This window comes from Pedobacter aquatilis (genome assembly GCF_032678425.1).
Classification (GTDB): Bacteria; Bacteroidota; Bacteroidia; order Sphingobacteriales; family Sphingobacteriaceae; genus Pedobacter; species Pedobacter aquatilis_B.
This window is the reverse complement of record NZ_JAVTSG010000006.1, coordinates 316,653-336,869: the sequence shown is the minus strand read 5'-3', so window position 1 is coordinate 336,869 and position 20,217 is coordinate 316,653. Positions and strand designations below refer to the sequence as shown.

Here is a 20,217-nt window from a genome sequence, read left to right as displayed (position 1 = left end):
AAAATATTATGGCTAAGAAAACATCCGACAAAAATCGCACACCTGTTCAGCAGGATAATATTAAAACGGACAAATTGCAATCCTTTACAACCCAGGCAAGCGGGCAATCAATGACGACCAACCACGGAGTGAAAATTAACGATGATCAGAATTCGCTCAAGGCAGGCGATAGGGGGGCGACACTTCTTGAGGATTTTATCCTTCGGGAAAAAATAACCCACTTCGATCATGAGCGGATACCCGAACGCGTCGTTCATGCCCGGGGTTCGGCTGCCCACGGCATATTCAAGGTTTACGAAGATATGTCGGAAATCACCCGTGCGGCTTTTTTGTGTGACCCTGGTGCGGAAACACCCGTTTTTGTCCGCTTTTCAACGGTAGCCGGCTCACGTGGTTCCAGCGATCTGGCAAGGGATGTACGCGGCTTCGCTGTTAAATTCTATACCCAGGAAGGTAATTTTGACCTTGTCGGGAACAACATGCCCGTTTTCTTTATACAGGATGCCATGAAATTTCCGGATCTGATTCACGCCGTTAAACCCGAACCTGATAACGAAATGCCCCAGGCGGCATCTGCACACGATACTTTCTGGGACTTTATATCGCAATTGCCTGAGTCTGCCCATATGGTTATGTGGGCAATGAGCGATCGCGCCCTGCCCAGAAGCTACCGAATGATGGAGGGCTTTGGTGTCCACACCTTCCGATTGGTTAACGCTAAGGGTATTTCTAGTTTCGTGAAATTCCACTGGAAGCCCCTTCTTGGTGTTCACGCTGTAGCCTGGGATGAAGCACAGAATATTTCAGGTAAGGATCCTGATTTCCACAGACGGGATCTGTGGGACGCTATCGAATCCGGTGCCTTTCCGGAGTGGGAGCTTGGTGTTCAGATCGTTCCGGAGGAAGATGAATTTAAATTCGGTTTTGATCTTTTGGATCCCACTAAACTGATTCCTGAAGAGCTGGTACCAGTCCAGCGTATCGGCAAAATGACGCTGAACAGAAACACTGAAAATTTCTTTTCCGAAACAGAGCAGGTTGCCTTTCATGTAGGACATGTGGTTCCCGGCATTGACTTTACAAATGATCCATTATTGCAGGGACGACTATTTTCTTACACTGATACGCAGCTGATCAGGTTGGGCGGGCCGAATTTTCATGAGATCCCAATAAACAGACCTGTTGTTCCTGTACACAATAACCAACGAGACGGTTATATGCGTCAGACCATTAATAAAGGCAAGACCAGCTATGGACCGAACGCAATTGCCCAAAATGATCCCCAACAGGTAAAAGAAGCAGACGGGGGCTTTGTGAGCCACAATGAGCGTATTGATTCCAAGAAAATAAGGGCAAGAAGCCGGAGTTTCTTCGATCATTTTTCTCAGGCAAGAATGTTCTTCAATTCACAGAGTGATCCTGAAAAAAACCACATCATAGATGCACTTAGTTTTGAGCTTGGGAAAGTTAAAGGAGTTGAAATCAGAGAAAGAATGCTGGCTTTACTTACCCAAATCGATAAAGGACTTGCCACCGAAGTTGCGTATGCGCTTGGTTTGCATATCCCCGAAATCCATTTAGCGGATCTTAATAATAGTATCCCGGCTGATGGAGAAAAAAGCGATTATACCTCCATCAATCCCACCGGGGACATACTAAAATCTGATGCGCTGAGCATGGCGTTTACCGTGAAGGATACCATTCAAACCAGAAAAATTGCTATTCTCGCAGCAGATGGCGTGGATGAAAACGCTTTAGGCAAAGTAAAAGACTCGCTGTTAGCAGCCGGTGCGGTTGTGCACATCATTGCACCCAAGCTCGGAAACATAATTGGTGATCAACATGCTGAAATTGCCGTGGACGAAAGCTTTTTAACGGCGGCTTCCGTGTTGTACGATGCAGTATATATACCAGCTGGGCTAAACTCGGTAGCGACCCTGCAAGCTGAAGCTGATGCGATACATTTCTTAAATGAATCGTTTAAACATTGTAAGGCCATCGCGGCGGACCAGGCCGCGATACAGGTATTGGAAGCAACTTATTTTTATAAAAAACTTCCTGCTGAGTATTCAAAGGAAACCGTAATGCGTGAGGGTGTACTGCTATCTGATAACCTTGATGAACTTTGCGAAATATTTATCGGGATGATCGCTATGCACAGGTTTTGGGAACGGGAGAACCCTAGAAAAATTCCAGCCTAAAAATATAAATCCTTAAGCGAAGGCCTTTAACGGCCTTCGCTCTTTTTTGATTTTTTATGGAAGAGCAGTTAGAAAATTATTTGGTTTCGGTTCATCGCTATGGTACCCGAATGGATGTCGTTGAAAAGCGGGAATTCGGTAGCGAAAAGCTGGCGAAAGATTTTTTTAAAAAATATAGCAAGAGATTGCTCGAGGTGAACAGGTGGGGAGCGTTTGCGGGGTTATCGGCATTTCAGCTCATCACAAATAAAGGGATTCGAAAGCAGGGACAGGCTGTGGTGGGCGATTTCATCAGGATAGATATTCCAGGGCCAGGCTCTCAAAACGGCAGGGGATATGACTGGGTAATCATTGAAGAGATCGGGGAATTTAATTCAGAAAATAGTCAGGTCCTGGCGATGAGGGTGAGGCCCTGTCCGCATCCGCTTTCCAAAGAGGAAGGCGTTGCCCATTTCCTGACAGCTGAAGCCACTTCAACTTTCTTGATCAGGCAAAAAGGTAACGCTGTATTTTCGCAGGAGCATGGTAGGAATGAAATAGCCAATACCCAGCAAGGAAACTTATATGATAAAGGAAGGAACTTTGCGGTAGGGATGGCCGCAAAACTAGGCCTGTCCTTTCCACAGTGGAAAAGTCTGCTCAAGGGGCTAATCTTTGGTTCTGATTAACCCTTTGTCTTAAATAAGGCCATTCCAGCCTCATTACCCTGTAGAGCCGCGAGCTCTATCGCAGTCTGCCCATTCTTATCTTCAATATCCGCCCTGGCACCACTTCTTAAAAGAAAATCTAAAATTTCGTTTCGTCCAAACATTGCCGCGAACATCAACGCGGTCCCGCCGTTTCCATGTTGAAGGTCCAGGTCGGCACCACTGTCAACCAGTAGCTTAACGATATCAGCATAGCCCTTAAAAGACGCGCCCATTAGTGCTGTATTCCCACCGTAATCAGACGCATTGACGTCTGCTCCTGCATCAATTAGCATTCGTGCCGCATCAAGCTGATTATTATAACAGGCTATAATCAATGCGTTGTATCCCTTTTCATCCCGATGATTGAGATCTGCTTTTTGATTGATCAGTTCTTCTAAGACTTCGGTTTCTCCTATCCTGGCGGCTGGAATAAGCAGTTCGTTAATGTTCATGGAATTAAAACCAAATTGGCTCCCTAAAGTTTTAAAGAATATGATGCCGCTATTCTTTTAATGAATTCCCAGTGCAACCGGTAACCTTAAATCAGATTGAGTCCAGAAACGTTATTGCTTAAAACGTCTGGTTGTGGCGGGGCTGATGATTTTTGCGATTCGTGATTTTCTATTTATTTTTGGAAACTTAGACTGCAACAACCCATTGAGCGGTAGCGGTTAACTGCTCCTTGGCGACCTGTCTTATCGGTATAGTCTGTAACATATAAAAATTTAGGTTGAATAAAAACGCTACACTTGGCGCTCATTACCCTTTGAATGCCACTGAAATTGTCAACTTGTTAACAGATGGCCCGCAGGCCACTGTAATATTTTCTTCCCGAGACTTGCATATTGGATTTATCAATAATGCGATGCTTGCGCTTTGGAATAAAGTAGGCTTAGCGCCTGGTTTGACACTCACTGAGGCAGCTCCTGAATTTGATAGTTTTATTCCAATCCTGCAAAAAGTTTGGGATACCGGCAGGGCGTTCGTAGCCATCAACACTTTTGCTGATGTGGTACATGATACAAAGCTCGTATCCACACCTTTTGATTTTGAGTACAAGCCGATATTGGATTCTGAAGGAAAAACGATTGCCATCATTAATTCTGCTGTTAAAGTAACCGATCGCATGATCATTGCTGAGGATCTTGAAAAAATGGCTGCGGTAGAGCATGAATTGAACATAAGTCTTAAGGGCTCCAATGAAAAACTGGAATCCCTTAATGAAGAATACATGGCCACAATCCAGGAACTCAATGACCTCACACAACAGCTTGGTAAGGTCAATGAAGAATACACCGCCTCAAACGAAGAGCTCATTGCAACCCTTGAAGAAGTAGCAATATTAAACCAGCAACTGACAAAAGCAAACCTTGCATTAAATACTTTAATTGGTGATCTTGAGATCAATAAAGCCCAGCTTAATAACGCGCTTCAAGCTGCAAATCTTGGTAGCTATGACTTAGATTTGCAAACACTTAAAATGGACTGTAGCGACCAGTGCAAAATTAATTTTGGCATACCGGTTTCGGAAAAATTTGATTTTGAAGATTTGCTGCTCGCCATCACCCCTGAGTTCAGAGACGTTGTGCAAAGCAGGGTGAGGGAATCGATTGAATCCAATACCCCTTACAATATGGAGTATCAGATCAACAGGCCTGATGGGTCTGTTCATTGGATACAGGCAAACGGCTCCCCCCAATATACCACTGACGGCCAACCAAAAAAAATGGTTGGTGTCACACAGTTGATTACTGAGAAAAAGAACTATCAGGCGAAAAAAGACGAATTTCTTTCGGTAGCCAGTCATGAATTAAAAACGCCAATTACTGTCCTCAAGGCAAATCTTCAGTTACTCGACAAATTGAAACCCCAGATTGAAAGTCCTATGGTTGTCAAGTTGATTGACTCTTGTGGAAGGAGTATGGAACGAATCAACCTAATGCTGGTTGAGCTGCTTGATGTAGGTAAATATGCGGATGGGAAAATAGAGCTTAGACTGAGCAGGTTTAATGTGAAGGACCTGCTTGCAAATTCAATACTTCACATTTCGCCTGAAAATCAGGCAAAGCTGATTATTGAACCTGTAGATATAGAGGTACAAGCTGATGAAAACCGGTTGGAGCAGGTTTTGATTAATTTTGTAAACAATGCTTTCAAGTATGCGCCAAGCGGGGAACAAGTGATTATTTCAGCTAAGCAGGTTGATCACCATTTACTGGTATCTGTAAGCGATTTTGGTGAGGGGATACCCAAAGATCACATCCACCGGTTATTCGATAGATACTGGCAGGGGGATAAAAAACAGCAGAATAATACCGGACTGGGCCTTGGACTATATATATGCGCCGAGATAATTAACAGGCATCATGGTCAACTTGGGGTAGAGAGCGAGCAGGGTCATGGCAGCACCTTTTGGTTCAAGGTGCCACTTGAACAATAAATTATCGCGTTTTTTTCTCAATATTTACAATTTCTTTTAATTATTAAAACGATTCGACTGAAATTGTGTTATACCACATAGTTAAATGTGACACACTTAGGTTTTCGCCAAATAAATTAAAAGACAAGACATTGCATACATTTCAAAAAGGTAAATTCCTTTTCTCGGGCTCCACAATGGCAGATAGTTTCGAGCTTATGACCAAAGCACTTGATGCCTCAATTTCAGGAATAATCATCACCGACCATAAACAACCGGACAATCCAATAGTTTACTGTAATGCTGCTTTCGAAAAGATCAGCGGATATGACAGGAATGAAATTATTGGACATAACTGCAGGTTTTTACAGGCAGACGACAGGAGCCAGCCTGAACGTGCAACTCTTGCAAAAAGCGTAATGGACGGTGTGGACTGCACTGTGGAAATCAGGAACTATAGAAAAAACGGTGACCTGTTCTGGAATGAACTATATATGTCTCCCGTGAAAGATGCAGCCGGAGAGATCACGCATTTTATCGGGGTGCAGAATGATGTAACCGAACGTAAAAAAGTTGAGCATGATTTGCGTCAGCAAAAGTCAATGATGGAAAGCAAGATCGAGGAACGAACCCTGGCATTACGCGATAGTCAGGCATTTTTGACCAGTATCATTGAAACGGTTCGTGAGGGCCTGTTGGTTCTAGACCCCAATTTTAAGGTTATCAGTGCCAATTACCACTTTTTGCGCACTTTCAAAGTAACTGCTGAAGAAACTGTCGGGAAACAGCTTTATGCCCTAGGCAACAACCAGTGGGATATTCCACAACTGCGTGAGCTTTTGGTTACGATATTACCCACCAATAATCCGGTAGTGGATTTTGAGGTGGAGCACGATTTTCCACACATTGGAAAAAAGCTGATGCTGCTTAATGCCCACCGCATTGAGCTGGAAGGTCAGTTCAAAGACCAGATACTCCTGGCAATTGAAGACATCACCGAGCGAAAGGAAATTGAGCGCAGAAAGGATGACTTCCTGTCCATTGCCAGCCATGAACTGAAGACACCATTGACTACCATCAAAGGGTACATGCAGGTACTTGAAAGAAATAAGCCAAAAGATGCACCGGAGAAGTTTACTACCACTCTTGGTAAAGTCAGCCACTATGTCGAGCGGTTGAATAATCTGATATCGGAACTTTTGGATATGTCCAGGATTCAGACCGGTAATATCGAGCTGCATGAAGCAAGCGTTGATTTTGATAAAATGATAACGGAGGTAGTTGATGGCATTCAGGCATCTGCACCAAACCATCGCATCATCCTCAAAGGAAAAACAGAAGCAATAATTCTTGCCGATGAATCCCATATTATCCAGGTGTTGAACAATCTTCTGTCCAATGCGATTAAATACGGGCCTGATTCCAATGCTATAGAGGTTCATATTTCGAATGTTAGTGAATATGTTAAGGTATCTGTCAAGGATTTTGGGGTGGGAATGACCATCGAAGATACCAAACGGGTTTTTGAGCGTTTCTTCAGGGGGAATGAAGTTCAGAAGCGTTTTCCGGGAATGGGTATAGGTCTTTACGTATGCGATCAGATCATTAAGAATCACAAGGGGACGCTTTGGGTAGAAAGTGAAAAGGGAAAGGGATCCACTTTTAGTTTTACTTTGCCTAAAAATGGAAAGGAAGCAGGTGGGAAGTAAAAAAATATTGATATGTGATGACGATGAGGGCATCCTGGACGTTCTGGAATTGATTCTGGAAGAAACGGGACACACTGTAATTCCTGAAATAAATAGTCTTAATGTTCGTGCAGTGCTGGACAAGCAGCAACCCGACCTGGTTATCTTGGATCTTTGGATGCCGGTACTTTCCGGGGATCAGATACTTCAGATGATTCGAAGTACGCCAGCTTATCAGGATTTGCCGGTAATCATCATTTCCGCAAGCAGGGATGGCGAGCAGATTGCAAGTGAACATTCCGCATCCGCATTCATCGCTAAACCATTTGACTATGATAACCTATTGGCGGTTGTGGACAAATTGATAAACTAGTAAAGCTATTCACTTGCCGAATTATCAATCTGCGTTCTAACCTTGTCCAGGAAATTCTCCATATCAAAAGGTTTGGCAATAAACCCTTCGGCTGAGCATCCACGGGCCACCTCGTCAACACTTGCATGCGCGCTCATGATTATAACAGGTGATTTGGTCAGCATGCTCTCCGATTTTAATTTTGCGCAAACATCAATTCCCGAACCATCCGGGAGCATTACATCAAGAATAAAAAGATCCGGGATATCCTTTGCATCCCGGTTCATAAAATCATGGACATTCGCAAATGATTCCACAACATAGTTCTCTGATTCCAGCATAAGTTTCACCACCTCGCGTATATCCTGGTCGTCTTCCAGCACGAATATTTTTCCCATTACCCTTGTAAAAATAAAACCTTAAATTTTCCCTGTTCCTCAAACTTCGGATAGCCGTAATTTAAGCGCTACGCAAAGTAGCAGGTTGAAATTAAAGACGTTAGTCTTTATTATAACTAACCCAGAGACCGTTATTTTGTTTAATGGTTAATTAAATATTTTATTTTTTTTTGCTCACTTTCCAGGTTCGCTAATTCCTGTGCCGAAAAAGCGTGAACGAAAACGCTCTTGCAGCCTTTACGCGAATTAATACTCCTTAAGGGTGTGTGTTTTAACCAAATCTGACTGGTCAATTTTATCGTATCTAGTCGGTTGAGGACTTTAGAAAATCCGGAATAAATCTAGCTTCGGTGTTGAGCTATGATTAGTCCAGGCATAAACAAGCACTCCTGAATACTATCAATTTTGTGCTCGCGGGCGCAAACGATTTCTACTGTCGCATGTTTGTAGAGTAAATTAAGTTAACTTACACATTTTGGAATATTCACGCCCACAGGATTTAGCATTACTGGTACAAAACAAGCTCAAGCTTAAAAAAGCAAGCGCTACACTTCCTGATCTTAAGGTTCTGGAGGATCTCTTTGATTGTCTTTTTTATTCCAGCATGTGCAAGGAGGAAAGCGAACTCATCAGGGTTACCGTTACCTTCATTGATCCTGAAAATCCGGATCCCGCACCTCCGGGCAATATTGTCCCTGAGCGTTGGAGCTGTATTTCTTTTGAGAAGCATATAACTATGACCTCAAAGGCACTTGCCAAGCTCTCCAAGGCGGCGGATCCGGCAAGTTCATCCCTTGCAGTATATTATGATGATAAGGGCTCCCTATACATTTGGGGGATGATTGATCAGGCGATGCACTATCAGAATTTTCTGAACTATGAATCCGATACCGGATCAGAGCAACCCGGGTTATTCCAGGTGTCCGTTAGCGATATCGGGACGCTGAATGTGCTCTTCGATTATGAACTCCTGGCAACATTGAAGCAAAATGTATTGGTCAAGCGTTATCTTGATGTTTTGACTATTGGTCCAATCTCTAAAATATTCCGGAAGAATGCAGACTTTTTGAAGCTCGCCCTCAGTGAGTATATTAAACTGGTACATCCTGGGGAAAGTTTTGAAGACTGGGAAGACTTTTTAGATGGGCTCTGGATTCAGACTTTCTCAAGACTTTTGTTAAAAATCCAGAATTACCAGCATGGAGGGGCTATTTTAATTGCTGATGATAGTTCCGATCTGGATGTGAAATACAGGATACATTACGAACGCCTAAAACTTTCAATGGTTTCTCACGCCAAGGCAGCAATTGATAATTATGTATCTGAGGCGAGCATTGCCGGGGATTTAGACAGCGGTAGGCGCTCGGTAAGTAAATCTCTTTACCGCAGGGAAGCGGAGTCGCTTTACCATAAGAAAGCAACAGCAGATGAAATCAAGGGAGCAATCAGCTTTATTGCCTCACAGAGTTGTGTGGACGGGGTTATTTTGTTTGACCGGACGATGGTCAGCAATGGTTTTGGTGCGGTCTTGAGGGCAAAGAAAATGCCACGCAAAATTTATGTTTCTTCAACTGCTACCGCAACCCCAAAATCGCTGGCGCCCCATGATCCCAAACATTATGGAACTCGGCACCGCTCAATGATCGCTTACTGCTGGAACCATCCCACTGCGCTGGGACTCGTTATTTCTCAAGATGGGGACATCAGGGTTTTCTCAAAAATTGAAGACAAACTGATAATGTGGGAGAACATCAAGACCCAGCAATACATGACCGGAAAATCTCATAAATCAAGCAACAGGTAGTGCTGAATTGCATACCGCCATGCGATTGGTTGTTGACTAATATTATGGTTTCTTACAGTTATGGTACCATTTTAAACCAATCGAATTGACTCTAAAGTAGAAGTTTTAATGAATTTGTTTCCTGGCCAGATAGCATCAATCGCCCTGGTCTATCCAGGTAATGTTCTGTACAGGTCATCAGGTTTAAAAGTAAGATTTGGCCTGACTGGATTTTTAGGTCAGAATCTGTAGTCTTATGGTTTAGGCTTAATTCCCCTACATCTTGTGTTTCATATGCTTTCCCGTATGTTTTTAGGCATCCGGGCGGGCTATCCGCTCATACTCCTGTGGGCCTTATCCTCTGGGCCTGTATCCGCTGCTATCCCTGATGCGGCTGGTTCTGTAAATCAATCACTATTTATTTTTTCAACGAAACGGATAAAAAGGCTGCGAATATCGCATGCCCCGCTTGCTGCGTACGCATAATGTTTCCGCTTCGCGGAACCACCCTCCGGGACTTATAGTACTCCACCGCTTTCGGCATTGCGGGATTTCTGGCTTTCTTTTTTTCCGTTTTTTCTTTTGAAAAATTTTTCGGGAAGGGCGGTGGGAAAGGAAAGAGAAATCAAATTTTTTACTTAAAAATCCAACAATGGAAATTACAGGAAGATTAACCGCTGATGCAGTGGTGAGAAAAGTCAATGAAGACAAAAAAGTGGTGAGATTTAGTATAGCCCTAAACGACAGCTACCGCTCGGGGGACGAGCGCAAAGAGGTAACCACATTTATAGAATGTGCCTACTGGAGGAATGAGGGGATTGCCGAGTATTTGAACAAGGGGAATTTGGTACAGGTCTACGGGCGCATAGGGGTGAATGCCTACCTGTCCGGCAACAATGAGCCAAAAGCATCGATTACTTTCCATGTTTCTGAAATCAAACTCTTTGGAGGTGGTAGCCAAAATGCTCCCGCTAAAAAGAAAGTCGAAACTGAAAAAGCGGTACAGGAAACCGCAAAGGATAGCATAGACGATGTCGAGGGCGATCTGCCTTTCTAGGCTTATTAATTATCAATTCATTTTTAAAAAATAAACATCATGGCACATAACTTAAATTATAACAGCAATACAGGCAAACACAGTTTTTTCTCGGTTAAGGAAAAAGCATGGCACGGCTTAGGCACAATCGTGCAGGATTACCCCACATCAGCCGAGGCGATGAAATTCGCGGGACTGGATTACACGGTCGAAAAAAGACCGCTTTTCACCTTTGATGGTGTTCAGATGCAAATCGAAAAGGAATTGCAGGGGGAGGGCATAGATTTGAATCCACAAAAGGATATTGCCGTACCCAATTACTCGGCAACTGTACGCACCGACAATGATGTGGTTTTGGGGGTGGTCGGCAAAGACTACCATGTCGTACAGAACGTCGATGCTTTCTCCTTTTTTGACAGCATCGTCGGCGGTGGGGATGGCATCCAGTATGAAACCGCAGGCGCACTTGGCAAAGGGGAACGCATATTCATCACCGCCAAACTGCCCGATTATATCCGTGTCGGAAAAGCCGATCTGATTGAGCAGTACCTCTTTCTGACTACCTCGCATGATGGCTTCGGAAGTATTACTGCCGCTTTTACCCCTGTGCGCATTGTCTGCAACAATACCCTGAATGCCGCGATGAAAACCGCACGCAATGCCATTCGCATCCGCCATTCTTCGGGGGCATCCGACAGGCTCTCGCAGGCGCACAGCCTTATGGGCATATCCTCAAAACTTGGTGCGGAACTCGGGGAAATTTTCAACCATTGGAGCACAGTCCGCATCAGCGATACCGAAGTCAAAAAACTTATTCAGCTTGCAATGGCACCAAATAGGGAGGTACTCGCCAAACTTGAAAAAGGTATACAGGATGAAGCATCCGCCTGTTACCGCAACATCGTGGAGGAGGTCTACAGCTACGCGATGAGCAACCCCTCGCAAAGCCTTGACACCACAAGGGGGACTGTTTTCGGTGCTTACAATGCCGTAACGGGTTATTTTCAGAACGTGCGCAAGTTCAAGGATAATGATGCCAAATTCTGCTCCATCACAGAAGGGACAGCCAGACAGCGGGCGCAGACCGCATTCGACCTTTGTAACACCTTTTCCAAAACCAGTGAAATCGTATTGTCTAAAAATTAATCACACGGGGGCAGGCGCTGCCTGCCCTTATAAAAATAAGCACCATGAGCATTTTATCTGAAATCTCCGAGCGCAAAGCCATTTTGGAAGCCGCCAAGACCCTGCGCCATTTTGAAAGGTTCGGCTTGCTTCTGCTTTCCGCCGCAGATGCAGAAGATTTACGCAAAGCGGAAACCCTGCTAAAGGGTATTATCGAAAGTAATGGTTACGCCATCCGTTTCAGCAAAAAACGAGGCACGACAATTTTGAAACTTAAATCCCCAACACAATGAAAACGAATTTTTTTAGGATGCTCCACCGCCTCAATCCCACAGGGGATTGGGTGATAAGCATCGCCGCAAAGGAAACGCAAATGGTACTTTCCATTCGCCTGTCAAATGATGGCATGGGCAAAAATATTCCGCCAATGTTGCTTTCGGGAACGCCCGAAGAACTTGACGAGGGTTTTTACGACAGCATGGAGAAGCCTGTGGAACGCACTATCGCACTGTTTCTTAACCTTGCCGAATATACCCAAAGCCTCGAAAATGCCAAAGCGGCATTAAAGGAAAAAGCAGGGGCAAAGCCTGCGAAAAATGCGGATAATGTTTCCGCTAATGACAATAAAAAATCAGCTTTCGAGGAAGTTATCAAAAAGGTGCAGGAAATGAGTGCCAACTGCAAATATGCCGATGCACTCGCCATATTGCCTGCCGTAACGGATTATCCTGATAAAGCAGGCGAACTCGAGAAGCTTAAAGCTGAACTCGAAAGGAAAAATGCACAGCTTAGTTTACTTTAAACCCCTATACCATGCTATCCGCCACTATTTTAAAAAGGGTTTTTCTGCACAAGGTGCAGGAAAACGACCTACCACTCGCAGACCCCAACCCCTCACTGTCACCCCAGGAGGTGATGGATTTTTATTCGGGGACATACCCCGCACTGACCACAGCCAGGGCGGAGGGTCCCGAAATCGTGGACGACCGCATCCAGTACCGCTTCATCACCACCCTTGGCACAAAAGGTTAAACCATGAAAAACAAAGCAAAATGTATAGCCATCAAACCCCATTCAAACCAGTGGCATCTCCACCAGTCGCTCGGCAATTTTATCCGTTCCCTAGACCGAAGGAAGGAGGCATCGGAAACGGTAACCCAAGACCCAAACTCGAAAGCCATGCCATCGCCACTCATGTTCCAAGACCTGCTTTTTTAAGGCAGGCACATCCGCCCAAAACAGGCAAGCCTGCCATAGAACTTAAGTCCTACCGTAAGGTGGAGTTTGGGTTCTCCGCTTCGATGGCTAACCTGTGCGCCCTTTATGGATTGAATGTGCCAACACCCGAGGGACTTTTCCCGATGAACATACAAAAGTCTTATGCTTTAGTCAGCGCCGCCTTGGAGGAAAAATGCAGGGATTTACAGCTTCGCATCATGCAGGATGAAAACGGAAGGGTTAGCCTTGCCACCATAAAAACATTCAATACCAAAACCACGCTGTATTATCTGCCGCTTTCCGGTCTGTGGGAACTGATGAAAAAAAAGGATCGTAAAAGGGAATCCGCACTCCTGCTTTCCATGCTGTCCTATCTTTACCAAATTGCAGGCGTTCCGCATTACTGCGAAACATACGCCTACCTTGGCGAAATCTATGAGATGGTTGCCGAATGGGAAGACGAGCAAATGGAGGAGTATGAAGATTGTGATCAAGAAAACGAAAATTACCGCAGGCATCTCAGGGATCATTATTCACTCCTCTATTCGGCAGGGGGGATGCTGCTTTCGCTCATGGCGGATGCTAAGAACCTTGAGCGATTTTCATGCAGGGTTCGCTGTTACCGTCCAAGGGATAAAACAGGCGAGAACCTGCTTGCCTGCGCACGAGGACTGTTTGCGCTATATCGCCGTTTCCCTAACCGCTCCATTATGGATAGGATGGCAGAGCCTTTCGGCGACGACTGCGATGAAAGGAACATCCGATCTGACCAGTACATCAGTTTTTACTGGAGTAATAACGACTGCCTCTTTGATAATGCAATGGAATATGTCAACTCTGAACTCGGGGAACTCTGCGCAATGGAAGAACCCCAAAGCATCCAGTCTTTCGATATGCCGCAGGCGACCGAAAGCCATGATTTTTCCTTTGAGGAAAAGTTTTTTGACTTGCTGAATGACCTTACCGATATTTTAAACGAACTGCAATGAAAGACATCACCCAACTTTTTGCCGAAAGCTATCTGCCTGTAAAAGCATTGCTTTTCTATGCCTCCAATATGGATAGTTCCTGTTACGTGGAAAGCCACGACCTTGATGCGGATGGCAGGGCAACAAACATTCATCCCCTTAACTTTAGGGAATGCGCCGAACTCGCTGAAAAACTCCGTGCAGGGGTGAATAACTCTGGCAACTTCCTGCACCACGACAGCCTGCTCCCCGAATCCCTGTTATGGTATGCACCCCGAAAAGATGGCGGCGCAATTTGGTACACCCCGAAAAGGAAAGCCAGTCTTTTTTTCTCCCCATCCCTCGGCATCCCCGATGGGGAAGCTTGTCTGCCCCCACTCTTGTGGAAAGCCTCAAAAACGGGTTTGCAGGTTTGGGCATTGCACGGCGGGGAAAGACCGCAGGCGGACACACCGCTTTTCCTTGCCCCGTTTTTTAATATCTACGGCGATGCCCGTGTCTGCATGGGCAATGTCCGCACCGAGATACAGGGAAACTGTAGCCTGTTGGACTTCATCAGCCTTTGGGAAAAATATTTCTTCGCAAGCCACTTTTCGCACCTCTTGGTAGATACCTCCCCCGTGAAAATGAATATTGTTCAATTGTGGCAGGGTTTAATCAATACGGAAAAAGATTTCCCCTTGAATCAGCTTAAAAAATCAGCCTTGAAACTCAAAGATATACTGCCATGAAACCTGCAAAAGACAAAATCCATTTCGTTGCACCCTACTTGTTAAACCCAACCAACCCTGTCTCGGTCAACCTCATCGGGGCAGGGGGGACAGGCTCGCAGGTGCTCACCTCCCTCGCACGCATGAACTATGCGCTCAACAACCTCGGTCACGCAGGGCTGTCCGTCACCATTTTCGATCCCGACAGTGTGGAACAGCCAAACCTAGGCAGGCAACTGTTCAGTGAACACGAGATTGGCATGAATAAAGCAGTAGTCATTTCCAACCGTGTCAACCGCTTTTTCGGTACAAACTGGAAAGGAATCCCCCAACGCTTTCCCTCCCCATTGGATACCAATGACATTAACTGTATGGCAAACATCACCCTTTCCTGCGTCGACAGCGTATCCTCGAGGCGCGAAATCGGGGAATCCCTAGACAAATTTTCCCGAAATTTCAGCCACAGGGATAATCCCCTGTACTGGATGGATTTCGGTAATTCAAGGGACTCTGGACAGGTCCTGCTTTGTTCGCTTGGGAAAATCGCACAGCCGAAATCCAGAATATTTGAGACCGTCCCCGTTTTGCCGCCGTTTATTTCTGCATTCCAAAGCGAACACTCCGAAGTGGATGAGCCAAGCTGTTCCCTTGCGCAGGCACTCGGCAAGCAGGATCTTTTCATTAACTCCACAATCGCCAACCTGGGCGCATCCCTGTTCTGGTCAATGCTCCGTGAGGGTATGCTGAAATACAAAGGCTTTTATCTGAACCTGAAGGATTTTAAAACACAGCCGATTAGGCTTTAATTATTAGGTACTGGTAAAAATCGGCCGTCCGCTGGACGGCGCGAAGCCTCGCGTCCTGCGGACACTCGGCTGGAGTTAATGCAGGTCAGCCACGATAAAAGTTATTTACCTTCATCCACTCTTTTTGCCCTGCTGTCTGTTGTCCGCTCGCTAAATTCACAATTGCAAGCCTGGTCATGATTTAGCTGTATTTTGATTTCCGGCGAGATGTAGAATCGCATCTGCGAACCCATCCGATTCGTTTTTTTGTTATATAAAATAACGGACTGGACCTATTTTGAAAACAACGGTATCGATTGCACAACTTTATCTCTTCAATATTTGGTTTATTAAGCCCAAGTATATTAACTTGTCTCCAGCCAAATAGATAAGAAATGTCAAAAGCCATAATTATAAACTTCGGTTTGTTTTTGTTGCTCCTGTCGTCCCACACAGTAGCTCAATTAAGAGGAACAGTGCAACATTATTCTACAGAAGATGGTCTTTCACATAACCGTATCATGTGCATGCTACGGGATCATGACGGATTTATGTGGTTTGGAACATGGGATGGTTTGAACCGTTTTGATGGCCATAAATTCGTTGTATACAAATCCAGACCTGGCGACCTTTCAAGCCTTGGAAGTAGTAGGATAGAAGCTATGATCGAGGATAACTCAGGTAATTTGTGGTTGAGGGCCTATGACAACCGCATATATAGATTTAATAAGAAGACCCAACAGTTTTTTTATCTTGATCTCATACCGAAAAACACTAATGGCAGGCTTGGCCCTCCTGTTTTTGATAAAATCCTGCTCATTGGAGACAATCACATTTGTATTACAACAAAACGCCACGGGGTATTCATTGTTTCTAACCTAACCGCTCAAGAGCCGGAGGCTTTACACCTTTCGGCCAGTAGCATCAAACCGCTTAGGCTAGCCTCCAATGATATTCGGGGAGCTTTTAAAGATTTAGGCTCCAATTTGTGGTTAATCACTGATAAAGGTGTTTGCTCCATTAATTTTTCGAAAACAAATACAGCCTCCCAGAAGGTAATGGTAGAAAAAAAAATCCCGGGAGCTTTTATCAGTATCGCTGATGACAGGCAATATCTTTACCTCGGAACTGCCACTGGTCGCTTGTTGCGGCTCGAAAAAAGAACAGGATCTGTAATATCCAAAGAAATATCCAAAAATGCCCTTACATCAATATTGTGTTCCAAAAATAACAGGAATCTTTTCATCACCACCATTAAAGCAGAGGTGATTACCGCCACCAGGGATTTGGAATTAATAAGAACTGAACAAATGTTTCAATCAGGCGCTTTCTTTTCTTCATATGAGGATTCCAGGGGATATCTCTGGTTGCAGGCAAAAAATTACGGTGTCGTGAGGTACAGCCCCTTTGTTGGAAAGTTCAGCACCTTTGAGCAGCGTTCCGATGCTTACTTCGATAGGGAAAAGAATTTTTTTAAAGTTTTCGAAGACCCATACGGTTTGGTATGGGTCAGCATGAGAAGTGGTGGTTTCGGATATTTTGATGAACCCAATAATAAAATAGCTTATTTTTATAATGAACCCGGAGGAAGCAATACTTTTTTTTCCAACCTTACAATACTCTCTTATTTGGATCCTCTGGGGAACTTATGGATACATGCAGACGACAAGGGGCTCAATAAGATAATCTTCGCAAGAAATAAATTCGATACCAAAACTCTCGTACAAAATACGATTAACCGTTCTCAGAATGAGATCAGGGGAATCTTCAATGATAACCGAAACCGGCTCTGGCTGGCATCGAAAGCTGGTGAGTTATATGTCATCAAGGATGGTATCAGGCAGAATATTGAATTTACCAATATCCCGGTCCAAGGCATAGGAATTATATATAGTATTATTCAGGATAACCAGGGTAGAATGTGGTTTGGCACAAGGGGAGATGGACTGTTTAGGGCAGATCCTTTAAATGAAACTCAAACCAGATTTGCTTTAAAGCAATACAAAACTGATGATTTAAACAAATTCAGCCTTAGCAGCAACAATATTTATGCACTCTATAAAGACAAGCGCAATAATATATGGGTGGGCACATACGGGGGAGGGGTAAATATCGTAGATGACAGCACTGGCCAAACCCGATTCATAAACAAGAATAATTCAGCCGGTTTACTGTTCAATGAGAGGTTTTTAAAGGTCAGGCATTTAAACGAAGATTTTGACAGAAATATTTGGGTTGCCACCACGGACGGACTGCTGATTCTTTCAAGGAATGTAGCCGCACCAGATAAAATAGCCACAAAATTTTACCAAAAAATTCCAGGTGATAGCCTGAGTCTCAGCAAGAGTGATATTCAATATATTTTTAGGGATTCAAAAAATAAAATGTGGCTTGCGACTTCAGGAGGAGGGCTTAATGAGGCCATAGGAAGCAAGCCTCTCACCAAGTTACAATTCAGGTCATATACAATAAAAGACGGCTTTCCAAGTGATTATATCGTTGGATGTGTTCAGGATGAATCCAATTTCCTGTGGCTAGCCACGGAGAATGGTTTAAGCAAATTCAATATGCACAGCCATAAAATCTCTAATTATGATTATTATGACGGACTTCCAAAATCTGGCTTTTCCGAAGCTTCATGCTTAAAGTTGCCATCTGGAAAGCTGGTCTTTGGAACTCTGAGCGGTTATGTTTCATTCTTTCCAAGGGATATTACAAATGTTAAGATATCCTCAAAATTGGTATTCACTAATTTACTCATAAATAATTCGGAAGCCAGGATAGATGGAAAAATACTTTTCAAGGACATCAATGAGACACAGGCAATCAAAGTAAAATATGATGAGAACACGATAAGCCTGGACTATAATGTACTGGATTATCGTCCGGGGAATAAACAATCATATGCATACAGATTACTTGGTTATGATAGCACCTGGCGTGACAATAAGAATGAACGGCGCGTCACTTACACCAATCTGCCGCCAGGTAGTTATGATTTGCAGATCAAAAGCTTAAACACGGAGGCTTATACGTTTCCGCCAAGAAAAAATATTAAAATTAAAATATTACCACCCTTTTATCTGACTTGGTGGGCCTACCTAATTTACCTCATCCTCCTTGTAGTTTTCTTTGAGGTCATCAGGAGAATCGTGATAACTATGATAAGGTTACGACAACGCATAGTGGTTGGTCAGAAAATGGCTGACCTGAAAATTAATTTTTTCACTAAAGTCTCCCATGAATTAAGAACGCCTCTTACACTAATTCTTAACCCAATAGAAGAAATACGCAAAGACAGTTCGCTCTCTATCCTGAATCGGCAACATGCAGATTTGGTGAAAAAAAATGCGGACAGGCTTCTGAAATTTATCAATCAGCTTCTGGACCATAGCAAGCTTGAAAACGGTCAGGCGAAACTGGAGCAATCATCATTCTATATTATTGGATTTTTAAAAGGCGTATGTTCATATTTTATGGATATTTCTCTCGAAAAAAACATAGAGCTGGTTCTAAAGGAGACTCAGGAAGACTTCCTGGTGTGTCTTGACATTGAAAAATTGGATGTGGTCATTTATAATGTGCTTGCCAATGCTTTTAAATTTACTGGTAGGGATAAGCGAATCTCCATCTCTGTAACCAGAAATAATGATCAATTTACGATTGAAATTGCCGACCAGGGCGGCGGCGTCCCCGAAGCGAGCTTAAAAGAAATTTTTGAGTTATATTATGTTGGCGAACAAGAAACTAAAGCTGCTGTTAAGGGTACTGGTATTGGTTTGGCTTTATCAAAAGAGTTAACCGAAATCCAATCCGGCAGTATAATGGCGTATAACAACGAGCAGAATGGACTGACGGTTTGTATCAAACTACCCATAGGCATGCCCCTTCCAACCAGCAGGGTAGAAGTAGCCCAAAACATACAGGTTTTACCCGGCTATACGATTGATGGCTCTGGAGCACCAACTCCCTTTCAAGTAAAAGATATCACAGTATCCGGCACCGACCCCTTGCTTCTCCTGGTTGAGGATAGCGGTGAGCTGAGGAACTTCCTGGCAAACCAGCTCAAAGCACATTACCGGGTCGAAGTAGCGGCAAATGGGGAAGAGGGCTTAAGGATTGCCATTGATAAATTGCCTGATATTATTCTAAGTGATGTGATGATGCCTGTGATGGACGGTATTGAAATGCTGGACAACTTAAAGTCCAACGTATTGACAAGCCATATCCCTGTGGTACTCCTGACAGCAAGATCATCAGTAGAACATCAGCTTGAAGGAATCAAATACGGAGCAGATTACTACCTCACAAAGCCTTTCAACAATGACCTGCTTTTAGCTTGTATGGAGAGTTTGATTGGTCAAAGGCAAAAGTTGATGCAGCGGTTTTTATCAACCAATAAGTCTTTGTCTATTGGACCCAGCCAGATTATCATAACGGATATTGATGAATCATTCTTATTAAAGGTAGTTGATTTCCTTGAAGAACGCATGGGGGAGTCAGATTTCAACATCGAGAACATTGCAGAATCCATGAACATGGGCCGCTCAACTTTTTACAAAAAACTTAAAAGTCTGACCACACTTAATCCTGTTGAATTTGTTACTGAAATCAGGTTGAAGCGTGCCCAGCAGTACCTGGAATCGGGTACATACACCATTGCTGAAATAGCGTACAAGGTTGGATTTAAAAACGCAAAATATTTTAGCACCTGTTTTAAAGAAAAGTATAAAATCTCACCATCAGAATATCAAAGGCGGCATAAGGGGGATTTGAGGTCAGAAAAATAAGCCTGTATCAATTTACCAACCATTTCTACCAAAAATCAAACCCCTATTTTGGACC

Annotated in this window: 17 protein-coding genes; 15 read left to right on the top strand and 2 right to left on the bottom strand. The window is 43.9% G+C overall.

The genetic code is table 11. From position 1 onward, the window contains the following. Nucleotides 1-8 precede the first annotated feature (8 nt). Together R2Q16_RS18170 and R2Q16_RS18165 are read left to right on the top strand one after the other, a co-directional pair. The gene (locus tag R2Q16_RS18170; RefSeq protein WP_316739175.1) at nt 9-2,201 is read left to right on the top strand and encodes a catalase; all 2,193 of its coding nucleotides are present in this window, start codon (nt 9-11) and stop codon (nt 2,199-2,201) included. A 56-nt stretch (nt 2,202-2,257) separates the two neighbouring features. Then, entirely contained in the window at nt 2,258-2,869 is a 612-nt protein-coding gene (locus R2Q16_RS18165; protein ID WP_316739174.1) for a hypothetical protein, read from the top strand. On the opposite strand, the gene R2Q16_RS18160 is transcribed toward R2Q16_RS18165, so the two are convergent. Further along, nucleotides 2,866-3,342 carry an ankyrin repeat domain-containing protein gene (locus R2Q16_RS18160; protein WP_316739173.1) on the bottom strand — a complete coding sequence of 159 codons (477 nt, stop codon included), beginning with the start codon at nt 3,340-3,342 and terminating at the stop codon, nt 2,866-2,868. The two genes, R2Q16_RS18165 and R2Q16_RS18160, sit on opposite strands and share 4 nt — an antisense overlap. A 278-nt stretch (nt 3,343-3,620) precedes the next feature. On the opposite strand from R2Q16_RS18160, the gene R2Q16_RS18155 reads away from it, so the two are divergent. From R2Q16_RS18155 to R2Q16_RS18145, 3 genes are all read left to right on the top strand, one after another. Continuing rightward, a complete protein-coding gene (locus R2Q16_RS18155; RefSeq protein ID WP_316739172.1) occupies nt 3,621-5,330 on the top strand; it encodes an ATP-binding protein in 1,710 nt (569 codons plus the stop codon). 176 nt (nt 5,331-5,506) lie between these two features. After that, entirely contained in the window at nt 5,507-7,018 is a 1,512-nt protein-coding gene (locus tag R2Q16_RS18150) for a PAS domain-containing protein (RefSeq protein WP_316739171.1), read from the top strand. Further along, nucleotides 6,993-7,370 carry a PleD family two-component system response regulator gene (locus tag R2Q16_RS18145; protein WP_316739170.1) on the top strand — a complete coding sequence of 126 codons (378 nt, stop codon included), beginning with the start codon at nt 6,993-6,995 and terminating at the stop codon, nt 7,368-7,370. The genes R2Q16_RS18150 and R2Q16_RS18145 overlap by 26 nt, the downstream gene beginning before the upstream one ends. Before the next feature lie 5 nt (nt 7,371-7,375). On the opposite strand, the gene R2Q16_RS18140 is transcribed toward R2Q16_RS18145, so the two are convergent. Next, nucleotides 7,376-7,747: a response regulator transcription factor gene (locus R2Q16_RS18140; RefSeq protein ID WP_316739169.1), complete on the bottom strand. Its 372-nt coding sequence runs from the start codon at nt 7,745-7,747 to the stop codon at nt 7,376-7,378. A gap of 475 nt (nt 7,748-8,222) precedes the next feature. Between R2Q16_RS18140 and R2Q16_RS18135 the strand changes: the two genes are divergently transcribed. The 10 genes from R2Q16_RS18135 (at nt 8,223) to R2Q16_RS18090 (ending at nt 20,162) form a co-directional block, all read left to right on the top strand. Further along, on the top strand, nt 8,223-9,551 hold the full coding sequence (locus tag R2Q16_RS18135; RefSeq protein WP_316739167.1) for a putative sensor domain DACNV-containing protein: 1,329 nt from the start codon (nt 8,223-8,225) through the stop codon (nt 9,549-9,551). Nucleotides 9,552-10,182: 631 nt separating this feature from the next. After that, nucleotides 10,183-10,587: a single-stranded DNA-binding protein gene (locus tag R2Q16_RS18130; protein ID WP_316739166.1), complete on the top strand. Its 405-nt coding sequence runs from the start codon at nt 10,183-10,185 to the stop codon at nt 10,585-10,587. Nucleotides 10,588-10,626: 39 nt separating this feature from the next. Further along, entirely contained in the window at nt 10,627-11,712 is a 1,086-nt protein-coding gene (locus R2Q16_RS18125; protein ID WP_316739163.1) for a DUF932 domain-containing protein, read from the top strand. A gap of 44 nt (nt 11,713-11,756) precedes the next feature. Beyond that, nucleotides 11,757-11,984, top strand: coding sequence for a hypothetical protein (locus R2Q16_RS18120; protein WP_316739161.1), 228 nt, complete (start codon nt 11,757-11,759; stop codon nt 11,982-11,984). After that, nucleotides 11,981-12,493, top strand: coding sequence for a PRTRC system protein E (locus R2Q16_RS18115; protein ID WP_316739159.1), 513 nt, complete (start codon nt 11,981-11,983; stop codon nt 12,491-12,493). Before R2Q16_RS18120 ends, R2Q16_RS18115 begins: the two co-directional genes overlap by 4 nt. 11 nt (nt 12,494-12,504) lie before the next feature. Further along, nucleotides 12,505-12,723, top strand: coding sequence for a PRTRC system protein C (locus tag R2Q16_RS18110; RefSeq protein WP_316739157.1), 219 nt, complete (start codon nt 12,505-12,507; stop codon nt 12,721-12,723). A 20-nt stretch (nt 12,724-12,743) separates the two neighbouring features. Further along, the gene (locus R2Q16_RS18105; protein WP_316739156.1) at nt 12,744-13,898 is read left to right on the top strand and encodes a hypothetical protein; all 1,155 of its coding nucleotides are present in this window, start codon (nt 12,744-12,746) and stop codon (nt 13,896-13,898) included. After that, nucleotides 13,895-14,608, top strand: a complete 714-nt coding sequence (locus tag R2Q16_RS18100; protein WP_316739155.1) for a PRTRC system protein B — start codon at nt 13,895-13,897, stop codon at nt 14,606-14,608. Before R2Q16_RS18105 ends, R2Q16_RS18100 begins: the two co-directional genes overlap by 4 nt. Further along, on the top strand, nt 14,605-15,393 hold the full coding sequence (locus R2Q16_RS18095) for a PRTRC system ThiF family protein (protein WP_316739152.1): 789 nt from the start codon (nt 14,605-14,607) through the stop codon (nt 15,391-15,393). The genes R2Q16_RS18100 and R2Q16_RS18095 overlap by 4 nt, the downstream gene beginning before the upstream one ends. 374 nt (nt 15,394-15,767) lie before the next feature. Continuing rightward, entirely contained in the window at nt 15,768-20,162 is a 4,395-nt protein-coding gene (locus R2Q16_RS18090; protein ID WP_316739149.1) for a two-component regulator propeller domain-containing protein, read from the top strand. Nucleotides 20,163-20,217 lie beyond the last annotated feature (55 nt).

What these genes read in the sequence shown, in the direction of transcription:
- R2Q16_RS18170 (WP_316739175.1), top strand. Translation starts at nt 9, where the DNA reads ATGGCTAAGAAAACATCCGACAAAAATCGCACACCTGTTCAGCAGGAT.
- R2Q16_RS18165 (WP_316739174.1), top strand. Translation starts at nt 2,258, where the DNA reads ATGGAAGAGCAGTTAGAAAATTATTTGGTTTCGGTTCATCGCTATGGT.
- R2Q16_RS18160 (WP_316739173.1), bottom strand. Translation starts at nt 3,342, where the DNA reads ATGAACATTAACGAACTGCTTATTCCAGCCGCCAGGATAGGAGAAACC.
- R2Q16_RS18150 (WP_316739171.1), top strand. Translation starts at nt 5,507, where the DNA reads ATGGCAGATAGTTTCGAGCTTATGACCAAAGCACTTGATGCCTCAATT.
- R2Q16_RS18145 (WP_316739170.1), top strand. Translation starts at nt 6,993, where the DNA reads ATGGAAAGGAAGCAGGTGGGAAGTAAAAAAATATTGATATGTGATGAC.
- R2Q16_RS18140 (WP_316739169.1), bottom strand. Translation starts at nt 7,747, where the DNA reads ATGGGAAAAATATTCGTGCTGGAAGACGACCAGGATATACGCGAGGTG.
- R2Q16_RS18130 (WP_316739166.1), top strand. Translation starts at nt 10,183, where the DNA reads ATGGAAATTACAGGAAGATTAACCGCTGATGCAGTGGTGAGAAAAGTC.
- R2Q16_RS18125 (WP_316739163.1), top strand. Translation starts at nt 10,627, where the DNA reads ATGGCACATAACTTAAATTATAACAGCAATACAGGCAAACACAGTTTT.
- R2Q16_RS18120 (WP_316739161.1), top strand. Translation starts at nt 11,757, where the DNA reads ATGAGCATTTTATCTGAAATCTCCGAGCGCAAAGCCATTTTGGAAGCC.
- R2Q16_RS18115 (WP_316739159.1), top strand. Translation starts at nt 11,981, where the DNA reads ATGAAAACGAATTTTTTTAGGATGCTCCACCGCCTCAATCCCACAGGG.
- R2Q16_RS18110 (WP_316739157.1), top strand. Translation starts at nt 12,505, where the DNA reads ATGCTATCCGCCACTATTTTAAAAAGGGTTTTTCTGCACAAGGTGCAG.
- R2Q16_RS18105 (WP_316739156.1), top strand. Translation starts at nt 12,744, where the DNA reads ATGTATAGCCATCAAACCCCATTCAAACCAGTGGCATCTCCACCAGTC.
- R2Q16_RS18100 (WP_316739155.1), top strand. Translation starts at nt 13,895, where the DNA reads ATGAAAGACATCACCCAACTTTTTGCCGAAAGCTATCTGCCTGTAAAA.
- R2Q16_RS18095 (WP_316739152.1), top strand. Translation starts at nt 14,605, where the DNA reads ATGAAACCTGCAAAAGACAAAATCCATTTCGTTGCACCCTACTTGTTA.
- R2Q16_RS18090 (WP_316739149.1), top strand. Translation starts at nt 15,768, where the DNA reads ATGTCAAAAGCCATAATTATAAACTTCGGTTTGTTTTTGTTGCTCCTG.